Source organism: Frankia sp. Cppng1_Ct_nod, from assembly GCF_920656135.1.
Classification (GTDB): Bacteria; Actinomycetota; Actinomycetes; order Frankiales; family Frankiaceae; genus Protofrankia; species Protofrankia meridionalis.
In genome coordinates this window covers 1-23684 of record NZ_CAKKTK010000055.1, presented here as the reverse complement: position 1 = coordinate 23684, position 23684 = coordinate 1, and the positions used below count along the sequence as shown (strand labels likewise).

Annotated in this window: 20 protein-coding genes; 13 read left to right on the top strand and 7 right to left on the bottom strand. The window is 68.2% G+C overall.

The annotated features are described in order from the left end of the window. Window positions 1-43: 43 nt before the first annotated feature. The 5 genes from NBW77_RS15475 to NBW77_RS15455 are packed head-to-tail and all read left to right on the top strand — an operon-like array spanning window position 44 to window position 7804. Window positions 44-1405, top strand: coding sequence for a hypothetical protein (locus tag NBW77_RS15475; protein ID WP_131749090.1), 1362 nt, complete (start codon window positions 44-46; stop codon window positions 1403-1405). After that, a complete protein-coding gene (locus NBW77_RS15470; protein WP_131749092.1) occupies window positions 1402-3939 on the top strand; it encodes a serine/threonine-protein kinase in 2538 nt (845 codons plus the stop codon). The genes NBW77_RS15475 and NBW77_RS15470 overlap by 4 nt, the downstream gene beginning before the upstream one ends. Before the next feature lie 7 nt (window positions 3940-3946). Next, window positions 3947-5263: a protein phosphatase 2C domain-containing protein gene (locus tag NBW77_RS15465; protein WP_250279919.1), complete on the top strand. Its 1317-nt coding sequence runs from the start codon at window positions 3947-3949 to the stop codon at window positions 5261-5263. Next, window positions 5260-6543: a vWA domain-containing protein gene (locus NBW77_RS15460; protein WP_250279918.1), complete on the top strand. Its 1284-nt coding sequence runs from the start codon at window positions 5260-5262 to the stop codon at window positions 6541-6543. The genes NBW77_RS15465 and NBW77_RS15460 overlap by 4 nt, the downstream gene beginning before the upstream one ends. 4 nt (window positions 6544-6547) lie before the next feature. Next, entirely contained in the window at window positions 6548-7804 is a 1257-nt protein-coding gene (locus NBW77_RS15455; RefSeq protein WP_131749094.1) for an FHA domain-containing protein, read from the top strand. A gap of 72 nt (window positions 7805-7876) precedes the next feature. Here NBW77_RS15455 and cysS read toward each other — a convergent pair whose 3' ends face one another. The 5 genes from cysS to NBW77_RS15430 form a co-directional block, all read right to left on the bottom strand. Beyond that, entirely contained in the window at window positions 7877-9475 is a 1599-nt protein-coding gene (gene cysS, locus NBW77_RS15450; RefSeq protein ID WP_131749096.1) for a cysteine--tRNA ligase, read from the bottom strand. Window positions 9476-9635: 160 nt separating this feature from the next. After that, window positions 9636-10031 carry a PPOX class F420-dependent oxidoreductase gene (locus NBW77_RS15445; protein WP_131749098.1) on the bottom strand — a complete coding sequence of 132 codons (396 nt, stop codon included), beginning with the start codon at window positions 10029-10031 and terminating at the stop codon, window positions 9636-9638. 137 nt (window positions 10032-10168) lie between these two features. Continuing rightward, on the bottom strand, window positions 10169-10654 hold the full coding sequence (gene ispF, locus NBW77_RS15440) for a 2-C-methyl-D-erythritol 2,4-cyclodiphosphate synthase (RefSeq protein ID WP_175324778.1): 486 nt from the start codon (window positions 10652-10654) through the stop codon (window positions 10169-10171). A 113-nt stretch (window positions 10655-10767) separates the two neighbouring features. Continuing rightward, on the bottom strand, window positions 10768-11454 hold the full coding sequence (gene ispD / locus NBW77_RS15435) for a 2-C-methyl-D-erythritol 4-phosphate cytidylyltransferase (protein WP_131749100.1): 687 nt from the start codon (window positions 11452-11454) through the stop codon (window positions 10768-10770). Between the two features lie 60 nt (window positions 11455-11514). Continuing rightward, window positions 11515-11997 (bottom strand): CarD family transcriptional regulator, encoded by a 483-nt coding sequence (locus NBW77_RS15430; protein WP_131749102.1) that lies wholly within the window; start codon window positions 11995-11997, stop codon window positions 11515-11517. Window positions 11998-12411: 414 nt separating this feature from the next. Between NBW77_RS15430 and NBW77_RS15425 the strand changes: the two genes are divergently transcribed. The 8 genes from NBW77_RS15425 (at window position 12412) to NBW77_RS15390 (ending at window position 20805) form a co-directional block, all read left to right on the top strand. Next, window positions 12412-13245, top strand: a complete 834-nt coding sequence (locus tag NBW77_RS15425) for a hypothetical protein (protein ID WP_131749104.1) — start codon at window positions 12412-12414, stop codon at window positions 13243-13245. Window positions 13246-13451: 206 nt separating this feature from the next. Next, window positions 13452-14069, top strand: a complete 618-nt coding sequence (locus tag NBW77_RS15420) for a copper chaperone PCu(A)C domain-containing protein (protein ID WP_131749105.1) — start codon at window positions 13452-13454, stop codon at window positions 14067-14069. Between the two features lie 110 nt (window positions 14070-14179). Continuing rightward, window positions 14180-15634, top strand: coding sequence for a DNA repair protein RadA (gene radA, locus NBW77_RS15415; RefSeq protein WP_131749107.1), 1455 nt, complete (start codon window positions 14180-14182; stop codon window positions 15632-15634). A gap of 108 nt (window positions 15635-15742) precedes the next feature. Beyond that, window positions 15743-16822, top strand: a complete 1080-nt coding sequence (gene disA / locus NBW77_RS15410; protein ID WP_250279917.1) for a DNA integrity scanning diadenylate cyclase DisA — start codon at window positions 15743-15745, stop codon at window positions 16820-16822. Between the two features lie 77 nt (window positions 16823-16899). Beyond that, window positions 16900-17838, top strand: a complete 939-nt coding sequence (locus NBW77_RS15405; protein ID WP_175324779.1) for an HhH-GPD family protein — start codon at window positions 16900-16902, stop codon at window positions 17836-17838. Between the two features lie 386 nt (window positions 17839-18224). Beyond that, window positions 18225-18509 (top strand): hypothetical protein, encoded by a 285-nt coding sequence (locus NBW77_RS15400; protein WP_131749111.1) that lies wholly within the window; start codon window positions 18225-18227, stop codon window positions 18507-18509. A gap of 82 nt (window positions 18510-18591) precedes the next feature. Continuing rightward, a complete protein-coding gene (gene proS, locus NBW77_RS15395; protein WP_131749113.1) occupies window positions 18592-19995 on the top strand; it encodes a proline--tRNA ligase in 1404 nt (467 codons plus the stop codon). A 198-nt stretch (window positions 19996-20193) separates the two neighbouring features. Then, complete coding sequence (locus NBW77_RS15390) at window positions 20194-20805, top strand: DUF3618 domain-containing protein (RefSeq protein ID WP_165486328.1); 612 nt, start codon at window positions 20194-20196, stop codon at window positions 20803-20805. 67 nt (window positions 20806-20872) lie between these two features. Here NBW77_RS15390 and NBW77_RS15385 read toward each other — a convergent pair whose 3' ends face one another. Continuing rightward, a complete protein-coding gene (locus NBW77_RS15385) occupies window positions 20873-22423 on the bottom strand; it encodes a GGDEF domain-containing protein (protein WP_165486329.1) in 1551 nt (516 codons plus the stop codon). 370 nt (window positions 22424-22793) lie between these two features. After that, complete coding sequence (locus tag NBW77_RS15380; protein ID WP_165486330.1) at window positions 22794-22955, bottom strand: hypothetical protein; 162 nt, start codon at window positions 22953-22955, stop codon at window positions 22794-22796. Between the last annotated feature and the right edge of the window lie 729 nt (window positions 22956-23684).

The window sequence follows — 23684 nt, the reverse complement described above, 5'->3', positions numbered from 1 at the left end:
CCCGTGACGCACCCGTTCCCAAATATCAGGGCTGACCGTCATCATGGCCATCATGAGCCTGGACAGGATTGACGCCGCCCTGACCCATCTGTCGGGTGCAGCCGCGTCCCAGGCGACCGTCCTGATGGGGTTGGAGAGCGCGCCCGAGCGTGCGCTGATCGACCCGGACCGCCTCACCGGCGCCACCCGCGACCGGGCGACGGCCACGCTCACCGCGCTCACGGACGCCTGGCACTGCTACGGCATCCTCGCCGACCTCGTTGAACGGGCCCGCACCACCCGCGGTAGCAGGACCCGGGTGGACGCCCGCGCCATGGGTGAACTGGACGCCTTGCTGCACAGCCCACTGGCGGTCCCCCCCGTCCGGTCGGCAGGTACCGACGGTGCCCGTAACGGGAACCCCCACGGGTCGAAGCCTGACTCCTCACCCGGGTCACCCGCTGCCGGCATCCGCCCGACAGACCTCGTGGACCGCGCCGACGCGGCACTGCGGTCCGTCCGTGTCGGCATCGATGAGATCGTCGCAGCCTGGAACACCCACCTGGCGACCGTCAGCGCGGCCGAGCAGGAGATCGCCGCCGTCGACACGATCGCGTCCCGGCTACGCATGGGAGACGATGCCGGCCTCACGGTCGCCCGCCGGCTGCTCGCCGAACTGTCCGAAGTCGCCGCCGGCGATCCGCTGTCCGTGCCGGAAAGTCTGCCGGTACGCCTCGACGCCGCCATCGCGACCGCGCGAGCCGGCGTCGCTGAACTCGCCCGACGCCACGACACCCTCCCGGAGGCGCTGCGGGACGCGGCGACGCTGCTGGAACGCATCGTCACGCTCACCGATCAGGCAGCGGCGGACGCCGACCGCGCCCGTAGCCGCGTCCTGCGACCGGCGACGCCGCTGCTCCGCCTGCCTGACGGTGTCCTGGATGACGACCGGCACGGCCTGCGCACCTGGCTCGGCCGGCTGACCGCGACAGCGGCAGCCGGCCGCTGGAAGGAAGCGAGCAGGGGACTCGACCGGTGGCAGGAGCTCGCCGAGGCCACGCTGATCTCGGCCCGCAGGATCGCGGACACCAACGCGGCACCGCTGCGGACGCGCGACGATCTGCGCGGGTTACTCGGCGGATGGCAGGCCAAAGCCGCCAGGCAGGGCGTCATCGAGGCCCCGGACCTTGCCGACCTGTACCGGCGTGCCCACTCGGTGCTGTATACGGCGCCGACCGATCTCGACCAGGCCGCCGAGCTGGTGCAGGCGTTCGGCGCGGCCCTGGACCGTAGGTTCAGCGCCGGCGACGACGGGGTCGGGAGTGAGCCGGTCGGGCGCGGGTCAACGGGAAAGTCCGTGGCCGACGGCGACGGCCCCCTCGGGGGTATCCGGCCGAGCAGGGGAAGGGAGACCAACCAGAGATGAGCACTTCCCAGTCCCTTGGCGGCCTGCCGGGTGATGGAGTCTCCTGCGGCCGGCCAGGTTGCGCCGGTGTCGTCGAGGACGGCTACTGCAACATCTGCGGGCTACTACCGGTCACGAGTAGTCCCACCCCGACCGTTCCCAGCCAGCTGGGGCCGACAGGGCCGTCCGACAGGCCGGTACCGGGCGCAGCCCCCGGCCCCTCGACGGCCACCGCCACGGACGACGGTGCCCCCTGTACGCGGCCGGATTGCAAGGGCGGCACGATCGAGGACGGCTACTGCAACCTCTGCGGTTTCTCTGCGACCTCGGCCGTTTCCGTCCCGAACCCGTCCGTGCCGAATCCATCCTCCTTCGGCCCGTCCGGGTCAGGCCAACAGCCGAGCGGCCCGGCAACAGGCGGCCCGGCAACAGGCGGCCCGGGAACAGGCGACCCGGGAACAAGCAGCCCCGCAGGCAGCGGCCCACTGCGACACCGACGCAGCAGACCGTCCAGGCCGACGCCGTCACGTGGCCGGCTCGGCGCGGGCATCATCACCGTTGCGGACGTGGCCGTTCCCGACCCCACGTCGATGGTGCTGGCCAACCCGCAGGTGCCGGAACGCGGCCGTTACTGCGCCATCTGTGACGAGCCGGTGGGCCGTGCCCGCGGTGATTCCCCCGGCCGGTTGGAGGGCTTCTGCGCGAACTGCCGCCAGCCGTTCTCCTTCGTGCCGAAACTCGCGGCGGGGGACGTCGTCAGCCAGTACGAGGTTGTCGGGTGCCTGGCGTTCGGTGGGCAGGGCTGGGTGTACCTGGCCCGTGACCGCAACGTCGCCGAGAACTTCTGGGTCGTGCTCAAGGGCCTGCTCAACACCCATGACCCCCAGGCGATGACTGCGGCCATCGCCGAACGCCAGTTCCTTGCCGCGGTCGACCACAGCAACATCGTGAAAATCTTCAGTTTCGTGGAGTGGCAGGGCACCGGTTACATCGTCATGGAGTACATCGGCGGGATGTCCCTGCTCAAGCTCCTGAAGCAACGCCGGGCAGCGGCCGGCGGGCAGCCCGACCCGCTGCCGGTGACCCAGGCAATCGCCTACATCCTCGGGATCCTCCCGGCTTTCGCCTACCTGCACCGTCAGGGCCTGGTCTACTGCGACTTCAAGCCGGACAACGTGATGTTGTCGGGCGACTCGCTGAAACTCATCGACCTCGGTGCGGTACGCCGTATCGACGATCCGGGGCCGTCGTTCGCGACCCCCGGCTACCAGGCACCGGAAGTGCCCACGCTGGGCCCGTCGGTCGCCTCCGACCTGTTCACGATCGGCCGTTCGCTGGCAGCGCTGATCCTGGACTTCCGGGGTAACACCACGACCTACGCCTTCACCATTCCCCCTCAGCGCAGTCACGAAGTGCTCGCCCGGCATGACTCGCTCTACCGGTTCCTGCTACGAACGACCGCACCCGACCCGGATGCCCGGTTCCTCAGCGCGGACGAGATGTTCGACGAGCTCCTCGGTGTCCTGCGGGAGATCGTCGCGATCGAACAGGGACGGCCGAATCCCGCTCCCAGCCGCCGGTTCGGCGCGGACGCACACCTCACCGGGGAGAAACCCGACGGCAGCGTCGCCGGGCCGGCATGGTCGGTGCTGCCGGTGTGCAAGCCCGACCCGGACGACCCGGCCACGCCGACTCTGGTCGCGCTGCCCGATGCCGAACCCGACCAGCTCACCGAGCTGCTGTCCGCGATGGGTCCGACGACGCCCGAGACCCAGCTGCGACTCGCCCGCGCCTGGCTGGAGACCGGCCGCGCCGACAGAGCGCAGGCCCTTCTCGCCTCGGTCGCGGACGAGGATCCGTATCAGTGGCGGACCGACTGGTACCAGGGACTTCTTGTGCTCGACGCTGCGATGGCCGCACGCGCAGCCGCATCGGGATCAGCCCGCGGGTTCTTCGAGTCGGCCCGCGACTTCTTCGACAGGGTCTACGGCGCTGTACCCGGGGAACTCGCGCCCAAACTGGCGCTGGCACTCGCCACCGAGACCATCGACCCGACGACGTCCGCACGCATGTTCGATGTCGTGTCCCGTACCGACCCCTCGTTCACGTCCGCCTCCTTCGGGCTGGCCCGGGTCCGCTACGAGGCCGGGGACCTGCGCGGCGCGGTGGAAGCCTGGCAGCGGGTGCCGCGGACGTCCGCGGCTTACCTGGCCGCCCAGACCCGCATCATCCGAGCTATGGTCGACCGGAAGGTACGACCCGGACGGGCCGAACTCGACCAGGCGTCCCGGATTCTCGACTCTTTGCGCCCCGATCCGCAGGCCCGGGCGGAGCTCGCGCTGACGATCCTGGAAGTAGCGCTCGAGGCGCTGGAGGCAGGCACACTGCACCCGGGCGATGACGTCATCGTCGTGGGGAGGCCCCTGCACGTCCGAGATCTGCGCTTCGGTCTGGAAGAGGTGTATCGCCGCCTGGCCCAGCTCGCTACCGCCAGGCCCCGGCGCATCGCCATGGTCGAGGCGGCCAATCGGGTCCGCCCCCGGACGCTGGTGTGATCGCGCCATGCGTGTGATCAACTATGGCGCGGCCCACGGCAATGAGCACGAGGACCGGGCGGGTCATGGCGACCCCGCCCCGGAGAAGGGACGGTACGGGATCGACCAGAACGGGGGGCACTGCCCGGTGTGCACGAGCCCGGCGTACTTGGACGACCGCTTCTGCGAAGCGTGTGGCACCCCACTGCACACCGAGATGGCGGTGGAGACAGGTGATTCCGACCACCGGGAACTCGATCTGGGCGCCGTTGCGGGCGTCTGCGACCGAGGGGTGCGGCACACCACCAACGAGGACGCCATGGGCGTCGCGAAAGTCGGCTCCACGCTGATCGCGGTGGTCTGCGACGGCGTGTCGAGCACACCGGGGTCCGGGCCCGCGGCACGAGCGGCGGCGGCAACCGCCACGGCGGTACTTGTCGAAGCTGTCCGAGGCGCCCGAGCCGAGCGCGGTCCGCTACCGGCGACGGTACCGCCGGCGGCTGGTGGGCCGGACGAAACCGACGACCACGGCCTGGCCCATCTCGTCCCGCCGGGCCTTTCCGACGGGCACCGCAACCCTGTCCGGACGACGGGGTCCGAACGGTCCGGTAACGGCGGTCTCACCGAGGATACCGACCAGGCCGGCTATCTCGACCACTACAGCGGCTACGACGAGGACATCATCGAGTGGCCTGATCCTGATATTCCGACCACACCCCCCAGGCCAACGGTCGACGAGTTCTCCCCCGGCAGGATGGAACGGGCGATGCATGCGGCCGCGGCGGCGGCGGCGGCCGCGGTGGCCCGGGTACCGGCTGTGGACGGACGGATCTCACCGTCCTGCACGTTCGCCGCCGCCGTGATCACCCGTAGCAGTGACGGCGCCGGCGCGGTCACGGTCGGCTGGATCGGTGACAGCCGGGTCTACCTGTTCGGCCCGCAGTGGTTCGAACGGTTGACCGAGGACGACACCTGGGCGGCGGAAGCCGCCCGCGCCGGCCTGATACCCGCCTCCGCGGTCGAGACCGACCGCCGGGCCCACACCCTCACCCGCTGGCTCGGCGCCGACGCCCAGGACGTCACACCGCACGTCCGCGTCTTCCCGCTGCCCGCTCCGGCCACCGTGCTGGTCTGCACGGACGGGTTGTGGAACTACCTGTCTCACGCCGACGACATGGCAGCAGTCGTCGGCCAACTGCCGGCAGACTCCTCGGCGATCGCAATTGGCCGCCATCTGACCAGACACGCGATTGACCGAGGCGGGCACGACAACATCACCGTCGTGACCGCGCGCGTCGGCGCGGACCTCACCGGTGAGCACTCCTCGGAAAGGGATCCGCGATGACCGTGCCGTTCGCCCTGGAAGTCTTCCAGAACGAGTACCTCGGCTATGGGAACGGCGATGTGCATGCGGTGGTCACAGTCAGGGCATCGGGTGGCCCCGTGGGTCCGCCGGGCCCGGCCGGCGGACCGCCGGAACTTGCCGAGGTCATCATGTTGGACTGCTCAGGATCGATGTCCTCACCCCGGACAAAGATCGTCGAAACACGCCGGGCGGGAAAGGCCGCGGTCGATGGCCTACGGGACGGCGTGTGGTTCGCGATCGTGCGGGGATCAGGGATTGCCGAGGCCGTCTATCCGACCCAGCCCAAACTCGTGCCCGCGAACGCCACGACCCGGGCCGCGGCCAAAGCCGCGATCGGACGGCTCGAGCCCGACGGGGGCACCGCGATCGGACGCTGGCTCACCCGTGCCAGGGAACTGATGGCCACCCGCCCGGATGCGATCCACCACGCGATCCTGCTGACCGACGGGCAGAACGGCGAGCGTACGACCGAGTTCGAAGCGGCCCTGAGCGCCTGCGTCGGCCGCTTCCAGTGCGACTGCCGCGGAATCGGCGCCGACTGGCGCGTCGACGAGCTGCGCCGGATTGCCACGACGCTGCTCGGCACGGTCGACGCGATACCCCGGCCGCAGGATCTCGCCGCCGACTTCCGATCCATGATCGATACTGCGACGAACCGCGCAGTCGACCGGGTGACGCTCCGGCTGTGGACACCGCAGAACGCCTCCGTCCGCTTTCTACGGCAGGTCTCGCCCCACGTTGAGGACCTCACCTCCACCGCGGTGAGCCTCAACGCGCTCACCGCGGACTATCCGACCGGCGCATGGGGTAACGAGTCCCGCGACTACCACGTATGCGTCACCGTTCCCCCACGCAACGATGACGTGGAGATGCTGGCCGCGCGGGTTCATGTGGTCGTGGCCGACCAGGTGCTGTCCCGAGCGCTGGTCCGCGCGATCTGGACCAGCGATCCGGAGCTTTCCACGCGCATCTCCCCCGAGGTCGCCCACTTCACCGGCCAGGCCGAGCTGGCCCGGCTGATCGACGAAGGGCTACAGGCCCGACGCAAGGGCGATGAGGACACCGCTACCATCAAACTCGGCCAAGGAGCACAGCTTGCCCATCAGTCCGGCAACGAGGCCACATACCAGCTACTCCAGCGCGTGGTCGACATCGAGGATCCAAGCACAGGTACGGTTCGGTTGAAACGAAACGTTGACACCATTGACGAAATGGTCCTTGACACGCGGTCGACCAGGACCGTCAGGGTAAACAGGTGATCAGGTGAGTGCACGCTGCCCGAACGGGCACCTGTCTACGGACCCCGACTACTGCGATCAGTGCGGCATGCGGGTCGCAGGCAGTCAGGAGCCCGACATTTTCCATCCGGATGGCGGAGCCGTCGGGTCGGGTCGCCAGCGACCACCCGAGCCGGAACGCTCCGTATCGGACTCATTTTTTCGGCGGCCGGGAGAGACATCCAAATCGATGTCGTCCGGATCCCGGTCGCTGCCCGGCAGTGCGGCGCCGCCATCGGTCGATCCGTTCGGGCGGGACGCCCACGCCCCGCAGCGATACGCACCGTCCGACTACTCGCCGTCCGACTTCGGCCAGGACGGCGACGCCCCGGGTGAGTACCTTCGGGACAACTACGACCGGGCAGGGTACGACCCTGACGGGTATGACCCGGATGCCTTCACCCCCGGCGCATACCCCTCGGGCGGCTACGGCGCGAGGAGCTACCCGGCAGAGCCCTACCGTGATCCACACGGTGAATCCCGCGGTGACCCACACCGGGACGACCTGTGGAGCTACGACCGGGACCACGCCGACCCGTACCTGCCCGCCGGTGGTGGCTCTGCCGGTAGTCCTGCCGGCAGTCCTGCCGGTAGTCCTGCCGGCGTTGACGACCCGCTGGGTCTGGGTCGTCCCACCGCCGCGCCACGACCGCCGATGACCCCGCCGCCCGACTACCATCGGTCCCAGCCGAGCCGGGCTGCGTCCCCCCGGGTGCCGCGGGATTCCGACGAGGGCTATACCGCCTGCCCGAACTGCCACAGCCCCCACGAGGTGGGCGCTCGGTTCTGCGAGGTGTGCGGCTTCGACCTCGTCCTCATGGAGCATCCCGGTCCACCCGAGCCGGTCCTTGTCCAGACCAGCTGGGACGTGGTCGTCGAAGCCGAGCGCGAGTACTACGACAGTGGGGACGACCACCGTGTCCCCTTCCCGTCGGCCTACCCACGACGGGTGTTCGCGCTCAGCGGTCCTCGGCTGCTGATCGGGCGGCGCAGCGAGTCCCGTGGCATTCACCCGGAGATCGACCTGTCCGGCGCCCCGGAAGATCCCGGTATCTCCCGCGCACACGCGATGCTGGAACTCATGCCGGACGGTGGCTACGCGGTGCTCGACCCCGGCTCGACAAACGGCACCCGGATCAACGACGAGCCGAACCCGATCCCACGGGACCAGCAGGTCGCGCTGCGCAACGGCGACCGGGTCTATCTCGGGGCTTGGACGCGGGTCACGATCCGTTCCCGCTGAACATCATGATCTGTTTCGGGTGGGTACGACAAGCGTGTCGTACCCACCCGACGCAGGTGCGCCGTCGACGGCTCATGCCAGGTGCCAACGTTGCCCTTCGGGGGTGTCCTCAACGAGGATGCCGCTCGCGGCGAGCCGTGCGCGGATGCCGTCGGCCTCGGTGTAGTCCCGCCGGGCACGCGCCGCCGACCGCAGATCAAGAACAATCTCCATCACGCCGTCCAGCGCCGGCCGGAGTTCGGAACCGGCCTCCGGCCACTGCCCGATCGGATCGAGCCCGAGGACCGCGAGCATTCTGCGTACGACGTCCGCCCAGCCGGCCAGCTCGCGGCTACGCGCCTTTGACAGCACCTGGTTCCCACGTCCGACAGCGCTGAACAGGACCGCCAGCGCCCGAGAGACAGCAAGATCATCATCTAGGGCCGCGGCAAAGGCAAGCCATGCCTGTGCCGGGCTCAGCACCGTGATTCCCTCGCCCGAGGAAACCGTCGACGCCCCCGGGGCCGTGAGGATGCCACCATGGTCCACCGCCCCGACCTTCACGCCCGCACGAGCGCCGGTGCGCGAACCGCTTCCGGAATGGGTGTGCCGGGCGGCAACCCGCTGTGCGTTGATCGCGCATTCGGCGGCGATGGATGCCGCCTCGTCCGGCCCGCCCAGGATGTCGAGGGCGTTGCGGACGAAGGTCTCGAGTCGGTCGTGGGCCGCGGCCGACTCGGCCAGCCCGTCCGGGCCGTACTCCAGCGATGACCGGTAGTGCGCGGACAGCAGGTGATAGCGCAGCACCTGCGGCTTGACCTGCGCGAGCGCGTCCGCGGCCAGAAACGAGTTACCCAGCGACTTCGACATCTTGACGCCGCCGGTTGTCAGCAGACCTACGTGCATCCAGTAACGGGCCGTCTCGCCCACGGGCGCCGCGCCGGGCCCGCCAGGGAGGTTCGCGGCGCAGAGCGACTGGGCACGCTCGTTCTCGTGGTGCGGGAAGACGAGATCAAGCCCGCCGCCGTGGATGTCGAACACCTCACCGAGGTACTTACCGGCCATCGCCGAGCACTCGATGTGCCAGCCGGGGCGCCCACGTCCCCAGGGTGATTCCCAGAACGGCTCACCCGGCTTGGCACCCTTCCACAGCGCGAAGTCGCGGGGATCAGCCTTGCCCGGCTCGCTTTCCGGTGACGCCAACATCGCATCCGGGCGCTGGTGCGACAGTTCGCCGTAGCCTGCGAAGCGCCCGACCCGGAACCACACCGACCCGGCGCTCGCGTACGCGTACCCGGCGTCCACCAGCCTGGCGATGAGCGCCAGCATCTCCGGGATGTGGCCGGTTGCCCGCGGTTGGATGGTTGCCGGCAGCACCCCGACCGCACGGTAGGCCTCGTCGAAGGCCCGGGTCTGGCGGGTGGCGAGCTCCCACACGGTCTCACCGGCACGACTCGCATTAATTATGATCTTGTCATCGATGTCGGTGACGTTCTGGACGAAGGTCACCTCAAGCCCGGATGTGGTGAGCCAGCGGCGTAGAACATCGAAGGCGACGGCGGTGCGGATGTGCCCGACGTGCGGGGCGGACTGCACGGTGGGCCCACAGACATACACGCCCACATGACCGGGGTGCAGCGGCTCGAACAGCCGCATGCGCCGGGTGCGCGTGTCGTAGATGTGGAGTCCCATCTGTCAAGGGTACGGCGCGGCCCTCCCCGATTCCCGCACCCCCCATGTCAGGAACTCGATTCCGTTGAGTAAACACCTGGCGACAACACCTCGAGCCCAGGTCGACGCAGGTCAGACCTTCTGCGCGAACCGGGCGGGTCGCCACCGCGGCCGGCGGGTGTCAGCCGGTGGTGAGTAGCCGTTCGGGAGTGACCCGGATGACAACCCGTACCGCGTCCGGACCATCCCACTGATAGGTCGCATCACCGGTGTACTTCACCGCGAGAGAATCGATGAGCTCGCGGCCGCCCTCTTCGGTCAGGGTCGCCCGACCACGGATCTCGACATATCCGTAGGGATCCCGTTGGTCGAGGAACATGATTCCGACCCGTGGATCCCTGGCAATGTCGCGTTCCTTGGCCCGACCCCGAACCGTGGACAACAGCAGATCATCACCATCCCGCGCAATCCACAACACGGTCATTCGTGGAGATCCGTCAGGGCGGACCGTCGCGAGCGTCACGTAGGTCGCCGCGTCCGCGAGATCCTTGACCTTCTCGGGTAGATACACCGACATCAGGCTCCTCCGCCGGTCCGGTGGCCTTCCCACCCTCTCAATTCACCGCGGCCACCACCACCAGTAATGCCAGTCAGGCATAGCGAACGCGTGGCCCGTCCCCGCCGTCCCCCCCGTCCCCCGGTGGACACTCGCGGTCAGGAACGGACGACGAGCGCGGTGGCAATCGCCGCGAGCCCCTCACCTCGGCCGGTGAGGCCGAGGCCGTCAGTGGTCGTGGCCGACACGCTCACCGGCGCGCCGACAGCCGCCGTTAGCACCTCCTGGGCCTCTGTACGCCGACCGGCCATCCGTGGCCGGTTGCCCACGATCTGCACGGCCACGTTCCCGACCGTCCAGCCCGCCTCAGCTAGCAGCCTCGCAGTCTCACCGAGCAGGGCCACGCCCGCCGCCCCCGCCCATTCCGGGCGTCCGGTACCGAAGATCGAACCGAGGTCGCCGAGTCCGGACGCGGTCAGCAGGGCGTCGCAGGACGCGTGCGCCGCGACATCGCCGTCCGAGTGGCCGGCAAGCCCGGTTTCGCCGGGCCAGAAGAGGCCCGCAACCCAACAGGGACGACCATCCTCGAACGGATGGACATCCACCCCGATCCCCACCCGGGGAAGTCCGGACAGCTCTCTCACCTCACAGGAATCCGCTTGGCCCAGTGCCGGTAGCCGGCCAGGACCCGCCTCGTAGATCTTCGATCACGCGGATCGTCGCCTAGTGGTGTCGTCGCGTGGTCGCGACGGGCGAGCTAGTCGCGACGGGCGAGCAGCGCCTCGGCGAAGACCAGATCGGCGGGTCGGGTGACCTTGAACGCCTCCTGGGAACCAGGCACGGTCGTCACGGGCACGCCCAGCGCCTCGACCAACCCCGCGTCATCGGTGATCATCACCCCGTCGGGAAGCGTCTCGCCGAGCCGATACGCCTCATCCAGGATGTCCCGCCGGAACCCCTGCGGGGTCTGGACGGCGCGCAGGACGTCACGCGGGACCGTCCGTACCACTCTGCCCGTGGCATCGACCTCTTTGATGGTGTCGTTCACGGCCAGCACCGGGATCACAGCCGGGGCCCCGGCAAGCACCGCGGACGCGACCGCGTCAACCAGCCCCGGGGGTGTCAACGGCCGGGCCGCATCATGCACGAGGACGACGCCGACCGTCTCGTCGAGGACCGCGATGGCCGCCCGCACAGAGTCGATCCGCTCGGCGCCACCGGCGATCACCCGTACCCCGGGCCCGAGGAGCTTCGTGAAGGCGTCCAGCTCGGCTGCTGGAGCCGCAACCACCACCTCGTCCACCAAGGCCGCCAAAATCAGCGTCTCGACCGCATGTTGGACGAGTGAACGACCGGCCAGCGGGCGAAGCGCCTTCGGTATCGACCCCCCGAGGCGTTCGCCGCGGCCGGCTGCCGGGACGATCGCGGCTACACGGTCAGACATGCGCATAAAATGCGTCTACTGGACTGAACACGTCCGGATATCCGCAATACCTGCCGCCGGCTAACCCGCCAACACCTCGTCGAGCATCGCCTCGGCCTTGTCCTCATTTGTGCCTTCAGCCAACGCGAGTTCACTGACGAGTATCTGTCGCGCCTTGCTCAGCATCCGCTTCTCGCCCGCGGAGAGCCCCCTTTCGCGATCACGACGCCAGAGATCACGAACTACCTCGGCGACCTTGTTCACATCGCCCGACGCGAGCTTCTCAAGGTTCGCCTTGTACCGCCGTGACCAGTTGGTCGGTTCCTCGGTGTGCGGAGCCCGCAGGACCTCGAAAACGCGCTCGAGGCCGTCCTGCCCGACCACATCACGGACGCCGACCATAGCGACGTTGTCCGCAGGGACGCGCACAGTCAGGTCACCCTGTGCGACCTTAAGCACGAGATAGAGCTTTTCCTCACCCTTGATGACGCGTGTTTCAATCGCGTCGATAAGAGCAGCACCATGGTGTGGGTAAACAACGGTCTCGCCGACTTGGAACGCCATGTGTCAAGTGCCCCTTCCGCCTTCACCAGGGTAACACGCATGCATCGACGCAGGTCAGACGCATGCTGTAGGGCGGGCCGTCGACGACCCGCTAAGACGCCTCGGTGACGCGCACCTACAGGTCGGCGACGCTCCGGACCAGGCGAAACGGGCAGCGGCCGCCCTGACGAGCAGCCCGCCCGGATGTCCTTCTGTGCTCCCTGCTACCCCCATGACGCCAGTGATCGACGGCGGTCCGCGGCGTCCGCCTGGACGGCGCCGCCGCGCGACATCCGCCCATGACGCCGCAGTATGCGACAGTTTCAGCCCCTGGGGCCTGCGAGTACTCGAACAGAAAAATGATCATGTACTCTTTGGCCTGCTAGCTTCCTATACCACCCAGCAGATCGGTCGTCCATCGGTCACGATGGAGGGATGCACCTCACACCGCCGCCGCCCGCCTCCGGGGACGACGACGGCAACGGGGCCGGCCACCAGGACGACCACCGCTCCCGCCCCTCGTCCAGGCACTGGGACGACCTCCCCCCGCTTGATGTCGAAGTTCCCGACGACCTCAGCGAACTTGACGACGAGATCGCCGCCTACCACGCGGAGCTACGGTCACAACGGCGGCGGGCGCGCCTCAACAGACTCATCCCGGGCCTGCGTGACAACGTGGCCGCGCACACCGACCGGGCGGGTAACCGGCCCCGGAGCCTTCCCGGCATGATCCTTGTCGGCTTTTTGATCATAATCGGTACCCTCGGCGCAATGGCGCCGCTCGTCCTCACGCATCCGCGCCCGGTCCCGGCCCAGGTCACGGTCCCTCGGGCGTCGACAACCGCGCGAGCGGGGACGGTCGGCGCGCCCCTGCCCGACTATCAGCTCATCACGGGGCGTGAATACCGGGCCGCGTCCGACCTTCGGCCCGCGCTGATTGTGCTGCTGCCTGCCACCTGCGACTGCGCGAACGCCATCCACGACATCGTGGGCCAGGCGCGCGAAGGGGCGCCCGTACCGACCTACCTGGTGGCGCCACGGGTTGACGACCCCCTGTTGAACGAACTTACCCGCCAACCGCAGGCCGGCGGGGGGTTCGCCGTGGGCTACAGCGACCCGAACGGATCCCTTGCCCGCTTGTTCCTGGCCGATCCCGAACAGCCGACCCTGCTGCTCATCGCTGCGGACGGTCGGCTGGTGCAACCGCCTCGCGTCTTCCACGTCGGCGACCGGTTCGAGGGCTGGCTCGGAGCACTTCCGGTCCGTTAGGGCGTTCCCAGGACGGTGCGCCATACCGAGCGCGATCCGACGCTGGCTCGCTAGGCTGTGGCGCGGTCCGAACCTTCGGGTATGCAGGCCTTCGGGTGTGCAGACCTTCGGGTGGGCCGTTCACACACCGTCCGCCGATCCGGCGGCGGGGTCAACCAGCACCGACGCGACAACCGTCGGTTCACCCCCGGAGGAGCAGCCGAGCCGTGAGCCACCGCCCGGATGCGCGAACCGCGACCGTCTCGCTGTTCGCCGCCGCATCGCTGATCGGCACGGTCGCACTCTCCTCGTGCGCGGCAGGTACCGATGCGGTGACGTCACAGACCCGCACGACGACGAACACCGTCTCCGGCGCCATCGGCACCATCTCCCTGCGTAACCTCTACGTGGCCGGGCCTGCCACCTCGGGTGGGAAGGCCCAGGTAATCTCCGCGTTCTTCAACGGCGGCACCCAGGACGACCAGATCATCCAGGTCGCGTCACCGGTGGCGAGCGGCGGACAGGCTCCGGTGAAGGCAGTCCTGCGCCCCGGCGGCAGCAACATCTATATCGCGGATGGCAACGCCCCGACTCTGACCGGGTTGAACCGCGACCTGCTGGTCGGGCAGGCCGTGCCTGTCACCTTCACGTTCGCCAAAGCCGGCAGCATCACACTGAGCATCCCGGTGGAACCACCCGCTCCCGGGGCGTCGGCGTCGCCTCAGCCAACGGCCGCGACGTTGCCCACGCGGGCCGTGGGAACCACCGCGTCCACCGCCACCACCACCGCAGGCAGCCCGACTTCCACGCCGGGCTCCGCCGCCGGGACCACCCCGACCCCCTGACACGGATCAGGTCGTGGACCTGCCCGCGACGCTCGCTGTCAGGCGGCCGACAACGCCGACCATCCGACGCATCGTGGTTGTTGTCGTACCACGCCGGTACGGTGCGGCCCATGTCATCAAGGCCTCCCGTTCCCCGACCGAGCGCACCGGGTTCGTCCAGCTCCCGGGCGGCCTCGGGCGGTTTCCGCTGCAGCGGCTGCGGCGCCGAGTCGCTCAAGTGGGCCGGTCGCTGCCCACGCTGCCAGACCTGGGGGACGATAGAGGCGCAGCTGCCCACGACCCGCTCGTCGCACCGGGCCGGTGGGCGTGGCCTGGCTCACGTGACGGCTACGGCAGTGGTGACAGCTCCCGCCTGCCCGATGTCCGCGGTCGACGTCACGGCTGCCCGCAGCCGCCCCACCGGTGTGACCGAACTCGACCGGGTGCTCGGCGGGGGGCTCGTTCCCGGGGCGGTCGCGCTGTTGGCCGGGGAACCGGGCGTCGGTAAGTCCACACTCCTGCTGGAGGTGGCCGCGCGCAGTGCCGCCTCCGGCGCGCGAGCGCTGGTGGTCACCGGTGAGGAGTCGACGGCACAGGTACGGTTGCGAGCCGGGCGGATCGGCGCCGTGCATCCCGAGCTGTGGATCGCGGCGGAGACCGATCTCGAGGCTCTGCTCACCCACGTGGAGGAAACGCGTCCCGCGCTTTTGGTGGTTGATTCGGTACAAACCATCACCACCGCCACGGCAGATGGTGCGGCCGGCGGCGTCACACAGGTCCGCGAGGTGACAGCGGCACTGATCCGGGCGGCGAAGGCCCTGAACATGGCAACCGTGATCGTCGGCCATGTGACCAAGGACGGCACGGTTGCCGGACCACGCCTGCTGGAGCACCTCGTCGATGTCGTCCTGCACTTCGAAGGTGAGCGCCATTCGTCATTGCGCCTGGTCCGGGCGAGCAAGAACCGCTTCGGCCCGTCCGACGAGGTCGGGTGTTTCGAGATGCGCGACGGGGGCATCCGCGGGATCGCCGATCCCAGCGGGCTGTTCCTGTCCCGCTGGCACGACGGCGGGCTGACGGAAGGCGTCGCCGGCACCTGCGTGACGGTCACCGTCGAAGGCCGCCGGCCACTGGTGGCCGAGGTACAGGCACTGGTGGCGGGTTCCACCGCGGCGGTCCCACGCCGGGCGGTCTCCGGGCTTGACTCGGCCCGGGTTGCGATGATCCTCGCTGTGGTCGAACGTCGTGGTCGGGTACAGCTCGGGAAGTCGGATGTGTACGCGGCGACCGTCGGAGGGGTCCGGCTCGCCGAACCGGCCGCCGATCTCGCGGTCGCGCTGGCCACGATCAGCAGTGTCGAGGACCGGCCCATTCCCGCGAATCTCATCGCGGTCGGCGAGGTCGGCCTGGCCGGCGAGGTCCGGTCGGTGGGTGCGGTCCGGCGGCGCCTGACGGCCGCGTCCAGGCTCGGCTTCCGGTGGGCACTTGTGCCGCCGGACGCGGGTCCGGCACCTGACGGTATGACGACGATCGAAGTCTCCGACCTGAAGAATGCAATCAGGCATATGTATGGAACAAGCGAATAAAGACTACTTTGAGTTAATTCAACATCACAACATTACGGGGGCGGCATGGCGAAGCGGCCAGCCCGATACCATGACCACGGCGGGACGCCGAGATACCGAGGGAGTCAGATGGCAGGACCACCCGGGGATGACATCTTCCGGGCGACACTGGCCGCTGTCGCCCCAGGCACCCCTTTCCGGGATGGGCTTGAGCGCATCCTTCGCGGCCATACCGGCGGCCTGATCGTCCTCGGCCACGACAAGGCGGTAGAAGGCATCTGCACCGGCGGCTTCGAGCTCGACGTCGAGTTCTCAGCCACCCGCCTGCGGGAACTCGCGAAGATGGACGGCGCGATCGTCTTGTCGTCCGACCTGCAGCGGATCGTGCGAGCCGCCGTCCACCTGGTGCCCGATCCGACGATTTTCACCGAGGAGTCCGGTACGAGGCACCGCACGGCCGAGCGGGTGGCGAAGCAGAGCGGCTACCCGGTGATCTCGGTCAGCCAGTCGATGCGCATCATCGCGCTGTACGTGGCCGGCCGCCGCTACGTTCTCGACGATTCTGCCGCGATCCTGTCGCGGGCCAACCAGGCGCTGGCGACCCTCGAGCGTTACAAGATGCGCCTCGACGAGGTCGCCGGCACCCTCTCCGCACTCGAGATCGAAGACCTGGTCACCGTCCGTGACGCAATTTCTGTGAGTCAACGTCTGGAGATGGTCCGCCGGATCGCCGACGAGATCGAAGGTTACGTCGTCGAACTCGGCACGGATGGCCGCCTGCTCTCCCTCCAGCTTGAGGAACTGATGGCCGGGGTGGAGACCGAGCGGGAACTGACCGTCCGCGATTACCTGCCCGCCGGGGGCAAGATGGGAACCGCCGCCGAAGTTCTCGCCCAGCTCTCCGCGATGTCACCGACCGACCTGCTCGACCTGACGGTGCTCGCCCGTGCCCTGGGCTTCCCCGGCGGCGCGGACGTGCTCGACAGCCAGATCAGCCCCCGCGGATACCGGATGCTGGCAAAGGTGCCGCGGTTGCCGCGGATGGTCGTCGACCGGCTCGTCGAGCATTTCAGCACGTTGCAGAAGCTGCTCGCGGCGGGCGTGGATGACCTGCAGACGGTCGAGGGCGTCGGCGAGGCGCGTGCCAGGGCCGTCCGGGAAGGACTGTCCCGACTCGCTGAATCCAGCATTCTCGAACGCTACGTGTGAATCCGCCGCTTTCCCGAGATGCGGGCGCGCCGCACCGTCCGGCGGAACATCCGCAAGGCCATGCCAGGATGACGGAGATGGCATCCTCCGTTGCCGGTCCGCGGGCCCCCCAGACAGTCGCGGACATCCCGCCCACGCTCACCGGCGCCGTCCTCGACTGGTATGAGATCTGCGCTCGCGATCTTCCCTGGCGGGATCGTCGGGTCAGTCCCTGGGCCGTTCTCGTCAGCGAGATCATGTTGCAGCAGACCCCGGTGAACCGCGTGCTGCCGGTATGGCACGCATGGTTGGACCGCTGGCCGACCGCGCCGGCGCTCGCCGCCGAGCCGGCCGGCGAGGCCGTCCGCATGTGGGGCCGGCTCGGCTACCCACGCCGTGCGTTGCGGCTGCACCAGACCGCCACGGCCGTGACGGAACTGCACGGTGGCAGGATCCCCGACGAGCTGGACCAGCTGCTGAAGCTGCCAGGGGTCGGGACCTACACCGCCCGAGCGGTCGCCGCGTTCGCGTTCCGGCAGCGCCACGCCGTGATCGACGTCAACGTCCGGCGGTTCGTCGGCCGGGCGGTCAGTGGCCGAGACGACCAGCGGACAACAACATCACGCCGGGATCTGGAGCTGGTCGAGTCGCTGCTGCCGGACGACCCGCAGACCGCCGCCCGAGCCAGCGCGGCGTTCATGGAACTCGGGGCGCTGGTCTGCATCGCGCGCACCCCTCGGTGTGACGCCTGCCCGGTGCGACAGAAGTGCGCATGGCTGCGGATGGGCAGTCCGCCTGCGGACGGGCCGTCCCGGCGGCCACAGGGTTACGCCGGAACCGACCGGCAGGTGCGGGGACGCCTGCTCGCGGTGTTGCGGGAGTCGGATGGGCCGGTGCACCAGGACTCGCTGGACGCCGTGTGGGACGAGCCGGCGCAGCGCAACCGCGCCCTGGGCGGGCTGGTGGACGACGGCCTTGCCGTGATGGTCGCGCCGGGGGTGTACGCGCTGCCGGGCGATCCCGCGATCGGCGACTGATCCCCCGACCGGCGACTGATCCCCCGACCGGCACCGACAACGCGGACAGGTCCGGTTCTCCGGGTCGACATGGTCGACATGGTCGACATGGTCGCCGCAGCGGTGCGCGGGCTGTTCCGACCTGGGAAAACCGGGTTCGGCGCCAGCAGATACCAGTGCCCGGCGTGTCCCTGTATTGACCCTTGGTGTACCCCACTCTCCACGGTTTGCTATAAAGCAAAGTCGGCGTTTCCGCGCACGTCCAGCAGCAAACCCGCATAGACCGAAGTGACCGAATGCCAAACAGCTGATTCAGGACACTCGAGAACAACTTGTCGAAGGACCACGCAGTCAGTTGCAAACGCATCGACAGAAGTTGCTAGGTTCACACCGAGGAGGCCCGAAACATGGACACCGATGGCGACCTTGTTCCCGAACCCAGAGGTATGCCCAGCGCAACACCGGCACCGCTCGCCGAGCTGGTGACCATCCGACACGGCCTTCTGGTCGAGCACGAGGTCGTCCTCGCGGCCGGAGCCACCGCATCCGACCTGACTTCCGCCATGATCCTGGTGCCACCGCGGGCTGCGTTGGTGAGCTTCCATGGAGATGTCGACCTGTCGCTGGTGTTCCGTGAGGTGCCGCTCGATCACGTGCCGAACAAGGCCGAAGGGCCGCCGGACACGGCTTGAGCGGCAATCGCGATCCACCGGAAATACCGGAGAGCACCGACGCGTCCGTCGGGCTGGCACGGCCAGGCAATATCGTGGATGGATGGCCATACTCTCTCCCCGCGGCGAGGACTTCCCTCGCTGGTACCAGGACGTGCTCGCCAAGGCTGAACTGGCCGACAACGGTCCGGTCCGGGGGACCATGGTCATCCGACCGTACGGCTACGCGATCTGGGAACGGATGCAGGCCGACGTGGATGCGCGGATCAAGGCGACCGGGGCGGTCAACGCCTACTTCCCGCTGTTCATCCCCGAGAGCTATCTGCGGCGGGAGGCCCAGCACATCGAGGGTTTCAGCCCCGAGCTCGCGGTCGTGACCCACGGCGGCGGCAAGGAGTTGGAAGAACCGGTCGTGGTCCGCCCGACCAGCGAGACCGTCATCGGCGAGTACATGTCGAAATGGACGCAGAGCTACCGCGACCTGCCTCTTCTGCTCAACCAGTGGGCGAACGTGGTGCGCTGGGAACTGCGACCCCGGCTGTTCCTGCGCACCAGCGAGTTCCTCTGGCAGGAGGGACACACCGCACACGTCGATGAAGCGGACGCGGCCGCGTACGCCCGCCGCATCCATCTCGAGGTCTACCTGGAGTTCATGACCTCCGTCCTGGCACTGCCCGTGTTCGTCGGGCGCAAGACCACGAAGGAACGCTTCGCAGGCGCCACCAACACCCTCACCCTGGAGGCGATGATGGGCGATGGCAAGGCGCTGCAGATGGCGACGAGCCATGAACTCGGGCAGAACTTCGCCCGCGCATTCAACATCGACTTCCTGGGTGCCGACGGTCTGCGCCACCTGGCGTGGACGACGTCATGGGGATCATCCACCCGCATGATCGGTGGTCTGATCATGGCGCATGGTGACGACAACGGGCTACGGATTCCCCCGCGACTCGCACCGACGCAGGTGGTTGCCCTGCCGGTCCGAGACGATGCCACGCTCATCGAACAGATCTCACGGATCGCGCAGGGGCTGCGGGCCGTTGGCGTGCGCTGCGACGTGGACGCCCGACCCGGCCTGTCGTTCGGCCGGCGGGTCACCGACGCCGAACTCAAGGGCATTCCACTACGGATCGAACTCGGCCCGCGTGACCTCGCCGCGGGCAACGTCACCCTCGCCCGCCGCGATACTTCGGAGAAGATCGTCGTACCGCTCGACGACGTGCTGACCACGGTCCCGGCGCTACTGGACGACGTTCAGAAAGCCATGTACACGGCCGCGCTCGCCGACCGGGACGCTCGCACCCGCGACGTCTCGAGCCTCCAGGATGCCGTCGAGGCGACAGCGGTCGGCTTCGCCCGGCTGCCCTGGGCGGCCGTCGGTGACAGCGGTGAGGCCCGGCTCGCCGAGGAGTCGCTCACCGTCCGGTGCATCCAGCGACCCGACGGCACCATCCCGGAGAACGAGGACGAACCCGACCTGATCTGTATAGTTGCCCGCTCCTACTGACGCAGCGCAGCTTCAGGGCCTCCCTCGGCGTGAAAAATTATGATCACACACCCTTTCGCCTGCCCGGTACCTGACCCGCCGAGAACATCCGGTTGAGTTCCGAGCACCGTGCGCATTACCGAGCAGATCGCCGATTAACCCCGCCGTCCCAGGGTAATCCGAAGATCAGGCTTGTTCGGACGTCGAGGGAGGTCATCCGTGGGCGAGAACCCGGACGAGATCAAAACGGACATCGAGGCCACCAGGTCACGTCTTGCCGAAGAGATCAACCTGCTCTCGGCCAAAATCAGCCCGGGTAGGGTCGCGGGACGCACGGCAGAGGATGCCAAGCACGCCGTTGCCCACGCCCGGGAACGGATGGCCAGCGGTGCGGCCGACGCCAAGGTACGGCTTGCCGGGGCCACCGAGGACTTCGGTCCCCGTGCCTCGGCGACCGCTCACAAGGCCAGGGACACCGTGGGTCATGCGGTGACGAAGGTCGGACACAACCCGCAGGTGGCAGCGACCGCCCACAAGGCCAGGGACACCGTGGGTCATGCGGTGACGAAGGTCGGACACAACCCGCAGGTGGCAGCGACCGCCGAGAAGGCCCAGCAGGCGCGGGAGACCGTGGGTCATGCGGTGACGAAGGTCGGACACAACCCGCAGGTGGCAGCGACCACCGAGAAGGTACGGGAGTCGGCGGGCCAGACCGCACGGACCGTGCGCACCCGTGCTGCCGCGAACCCACGCGCCACTGCCACGGTGGCGGGCGTCGCCGTGACAGCCATAGTCGTCACCGTCGCCCTGAGGCGTCGCGCATGCCGGTGAGGTGAGCAGAGTGTCACCGTCGCTCTTATGAGCGCCCGGCTCGAGTGGAACGGTTGTTTCGGGTATGTCAGGCGTTCTGAATATCTCGGACATCGGCGGAACCTCCGGTGGTGGAATCTCCGCCGGCGACGGTGTCCGACCACAGCGCGTCGGCGATCACCGCACGGTCCCGGCCCTGCGCCTTGGCGACGTAAAGGGCCCTGTCCGCCATTGCGATCAGCTCGGTCTGGTCGGAGACGTGAGCCGGGAAGACGCAGGCGCCTACCGAGACGGTGGCGAAGATCCAGCTATCGGCGGTGACCGCGATCGGACCACCGGCCACCCGGGTCCGTAGCCGTTCGGCCACGGCACCCACCTCTTCCAGGCAGACATGGGGCGCCAGGAGAGCGAACTCCTCACCGCCGTACCGGGCAAGCACATCGCCGGGACGGGTCGCTCCGCGCAGTCGAACGCTGATCTCCGCGAGAACCCGGTCGCCCGCGGGATGCCCGTGACGATCATTGATCGACTTGAAATGGTCGACATCGACGATGAACAGTGCGAGTCCTCCCCCGGAACGACGTACCCGGGCGATCTCCATAGGTAGCTGCGCCTCGAGAAAACGGCGCGTGTAGAGGCCGGTCAGTCCGTCGGTGATCGCCAGCCGGCGCTGGTCGAAGACAAGTTCCGCCATCCGGGCGATCGTCAGCAGGAACATCAGGACACTTGCCACGGCCATGACCGGAATGTCGTAGGTGATCCCCTGGGCGTATCGGATCAGCATCGTGACGGGTGCGGCCAGCGCCGCAGCCAGCAGCACGGCAAGGCGTCCCTGGCCGAGGCGCTGGTCACCCGTCGGCGTGGGGTCGGCCAACCGGATCATCGTCGGGTGTAGTGCCGCCGCGCCCAGCGCGATGTCGCCGACCAGCCAGATCCCGTCCAGGAAGTTTCCCGCGTGGTAGCCACCGTCCAGTTGCTCCAACGCGAAGACGGTGTCCGCGGTCATGATTGCGACAAGGTTGCCCGTGAGCAGAAAGAACGACAGCGGCCGGCGGCCCGATCCGAGGACCAGCCTCAGCCCGACCGTGAGCAGGGCGAGGTCCATCACCGGATATCCGACCGATATCATGGCTTCGACCGGCTGACCGGAGCCACCGTGGACGTACGGCCCGATCAGAAACAGCCACGACAGCATTGCCGCGGCGACCGCGAGCGTCCCGGCGTCGAGCAGACCAGGAAGGTCGCGCCCGGGAGTCCGATGTCGGATGAGCAGCACAAGACCCACCACGACGAACGGATAGCGGGCCAGGTAGAACACGCCGGAAACGGTCAGGAAATCCGTGACACCGACAACGTAATGCAGTAGGTAGTAGGTTATATTGGCCGCCGTGTATACCGCCTGGCCGGCAGCCAACAGCAGCCACGGCAGCCGTGGCTCGGGCCGCAGCCGGACGACCCCGGCCAACACCGCCGCCGCCGACGACGCACTGACCAGGCAGTAGCCCGCGACTCGGGCCACACCCCCCGCACCATGCGGGGGGACGAGATAATACCCGACAACCAGGCCAAGCCCGATCGCGACATACGTCAGCCACAACCAGCTCGTGGCACGACCTGGACTCGGCTGTGCGGTCTCCATCAGATCGTCTCGCGTCGACCAGGCCGTCCACCGGGGTACTCGCAGGCCCATCGACCTGTCCGGGACGGAGCTTCAAGCGTCGAAGTACATGTCATCCAGGCAGCAACCTTCATGGCGAGATGGACGCCCAGGGCCTGCCTTGTCATGTGGAGAATCACATACCGGCGACTCGACCACCAGACCCTGTCGTAATACGCAAAATACTCCTACAGCGCTGGGCGGAAGGTTCTACCGGAGTCCGTCCGGGTTTCTTGTGAAAATTCTGTGGTTACCGATGCCACCAACTGATGATCTTAATCGTTCACATCTCGTCGAGTTATGTCACCTTCACCACGATGCGTAACAGACAGCCCTGGAACCGGGCCTCCCCTCAGGCGCAACCACCACCGGCCGACCACGCCACCCGCCAGCCCTTACGGCCGGGCTGCCGGGCTGCTGGGCTGCCGGGCTGCCGGGCTGCCGGGCTGCCGGGCTGCCGGGCTGCCGGGCTGCTGGGCTGCTGGAGCACAACGACCGGGTCCCCGTAAAGCATCGCGTGACCGACATCCCTTGCATCGGCTTGTAGACCCGTCTTCGGGCTCGTTCAAACAGTATGGAGGGATGATTTCCGCTATGGATGTATGGAGGCGTATACGCGCGGTGGTCGCCACGCGCGACCAGGAGATCCGCGCTCTGCGTTCCGCATTCGGCCCGCCTTGGAGACACGGCCGGCACCGGCGACCGGCCTGGCCACGTAGCCTCCAGGACTGGACGGACATCGCCAGGGAGTTCGGAATCCGACGGAAAAGGATAATCGTCTACTCGACGATGAGCGCCGACGTATGTTCGGATGCAGGTGACGCCGAGCACCCACGACGTCGACTACGTGATCAGAAACACCACGATCGTCGGTTCGCCCGCGAAGCCGAGAGACAACAGGTACAGGGCCTCACACTGCACCAGGCGACCGAACCCGAAATCGACCCTGTCGATCTCGAAAACTCGAAAAACATCACGCCGACCCGGCCACAACCCCGCTACCGGCGTCTCGGCACTACCTGGCGCCCGCCTGCGTCACGCTCTATCCATCTATGGACGACCTTTTACCTCTACACCTCGATCGCGGGGCGGTGAGCTGGTGTGATCGATCGTACGTTTTACGGGACCGCCCGGTAGTGGCCTCCTAAAAAAGTTGATGCGTGGACAGTCGCAAACTCCGTCGGGCTCGGTAGCGTGATCCCAGGGTGGGATGCGGGTTGTAGGAAAGGAGCGGGCGTGCTGG

Bases quoted from the DNA above. Each gene is read 5' to 3' on its own strand.
- NBW77_RS15475 (WP_131749090.1), top strand. From the start codon at position 44: ATGGCCATCATGAGCCTGGACAGGATTGACGCCGCCCTGACCCATCTG.
- NBW77_RS15470 (WP_131749092.1), top strand. From the start codon at position 1,402: ATGAGCACTTCCCAGTCCCTTGGCGGCCTGCCGGGTGATGGAGTCTCC.
- NBW77_RS15465 (WP_250279919.1), top strand. From the start codon at position 3,947: ATGCGTGTGATCAACTATGGCGCGGCCCACGGCAATGAGCACGAGGAC.
- NBW77_RS15460 (WP_250279918.1), top strand. From the start codon at position 5,260: ATGACCGTGCCGTTCGCCCTGGAAGTCTTCCAGAACGAGTACCTCGGC.
- cysS (WP_131749096.1), bottom strand. From the start codon at position 9,475: ATGGGACTCCACATCTACGACACGCGCACCCGGCGCATGCGGCTGTTC.
- NBW77_RS15445 (WP_131749098.1), bottom strand. From the start codon at position 10,031: ATGTCGGTGTATCTACCCGAGAAGGTCAAGGATCTCGCGGACGCGGCG.
- ispD (WP_131749100.1), bottom strand. From the start codon at position 11,454: ATGTCTGACCGTGTAGCCGCGATCGTCCCGGCAGCCGGCCGCGGCGAA.
- NBW77_RS15430 (WP_131749102.1), bottom strand. From the start codon at position 11,997: ATGGCGTTCCAAGTCGGCGAGACCGTTGTTTACCCACACCATGGTGCT.
- NBW77_RS15425 (WP_131749104.1), top strand. From the start codon at position 12,412: ATGCACCTCACACCGCCGCCGCCCGCCTCCGGGGACGACGACGGCAAC.
- radA (WP_131749107.1), top strand. From the start codon at position 14,180: ATGTCATCAAGGCCTCCCGTTCCCCGACCGAGCGCACCGGGTTCGTCC.
- disA (WP_250279917.1), top strand. From the start codon at position 15,743: ATGGCAGGACCACCCGGGGATGACATCTTCCGGGCGACACTGGCCGCT.
- NBW77_RS15405 (WP_175324779.1), top strand. From the start codon at position 16,900: ATGGCATCCTCCGTTGCCGGTCCGCGGGCCCCCCAGACAGTCGCGGAC.
- NBW77_RS15400 (WP_131749111.1), top strand. From the start codon at position 18,225: ATGGACACCGATGGCGACCTTGTTCCCGAACCCAGAGGTATGCCCAGC.
- proS (WP_131749113.1), top strand. From the start codon at position 18,592: ATGGCCATACTCTCTCCCCGCGGCGAGGACTTCCCTCGCTGGTACCAG.
- NBW77_RS15385 (WP_165486329.1), bottom strand. From the start codon at position 22,423: ATGGAGACCGCACAGCCGAGTCCAGGTCGTGCCACGAGCTGGTTGTGG.
- NBW77_RS15380 (WP_165486330.1), bottom strand. From the start codon at position 22,955: ATGCTTTACGGGGACCCGGTCGTTGTGCTCCAGCAGCCCAGCAGCCCG.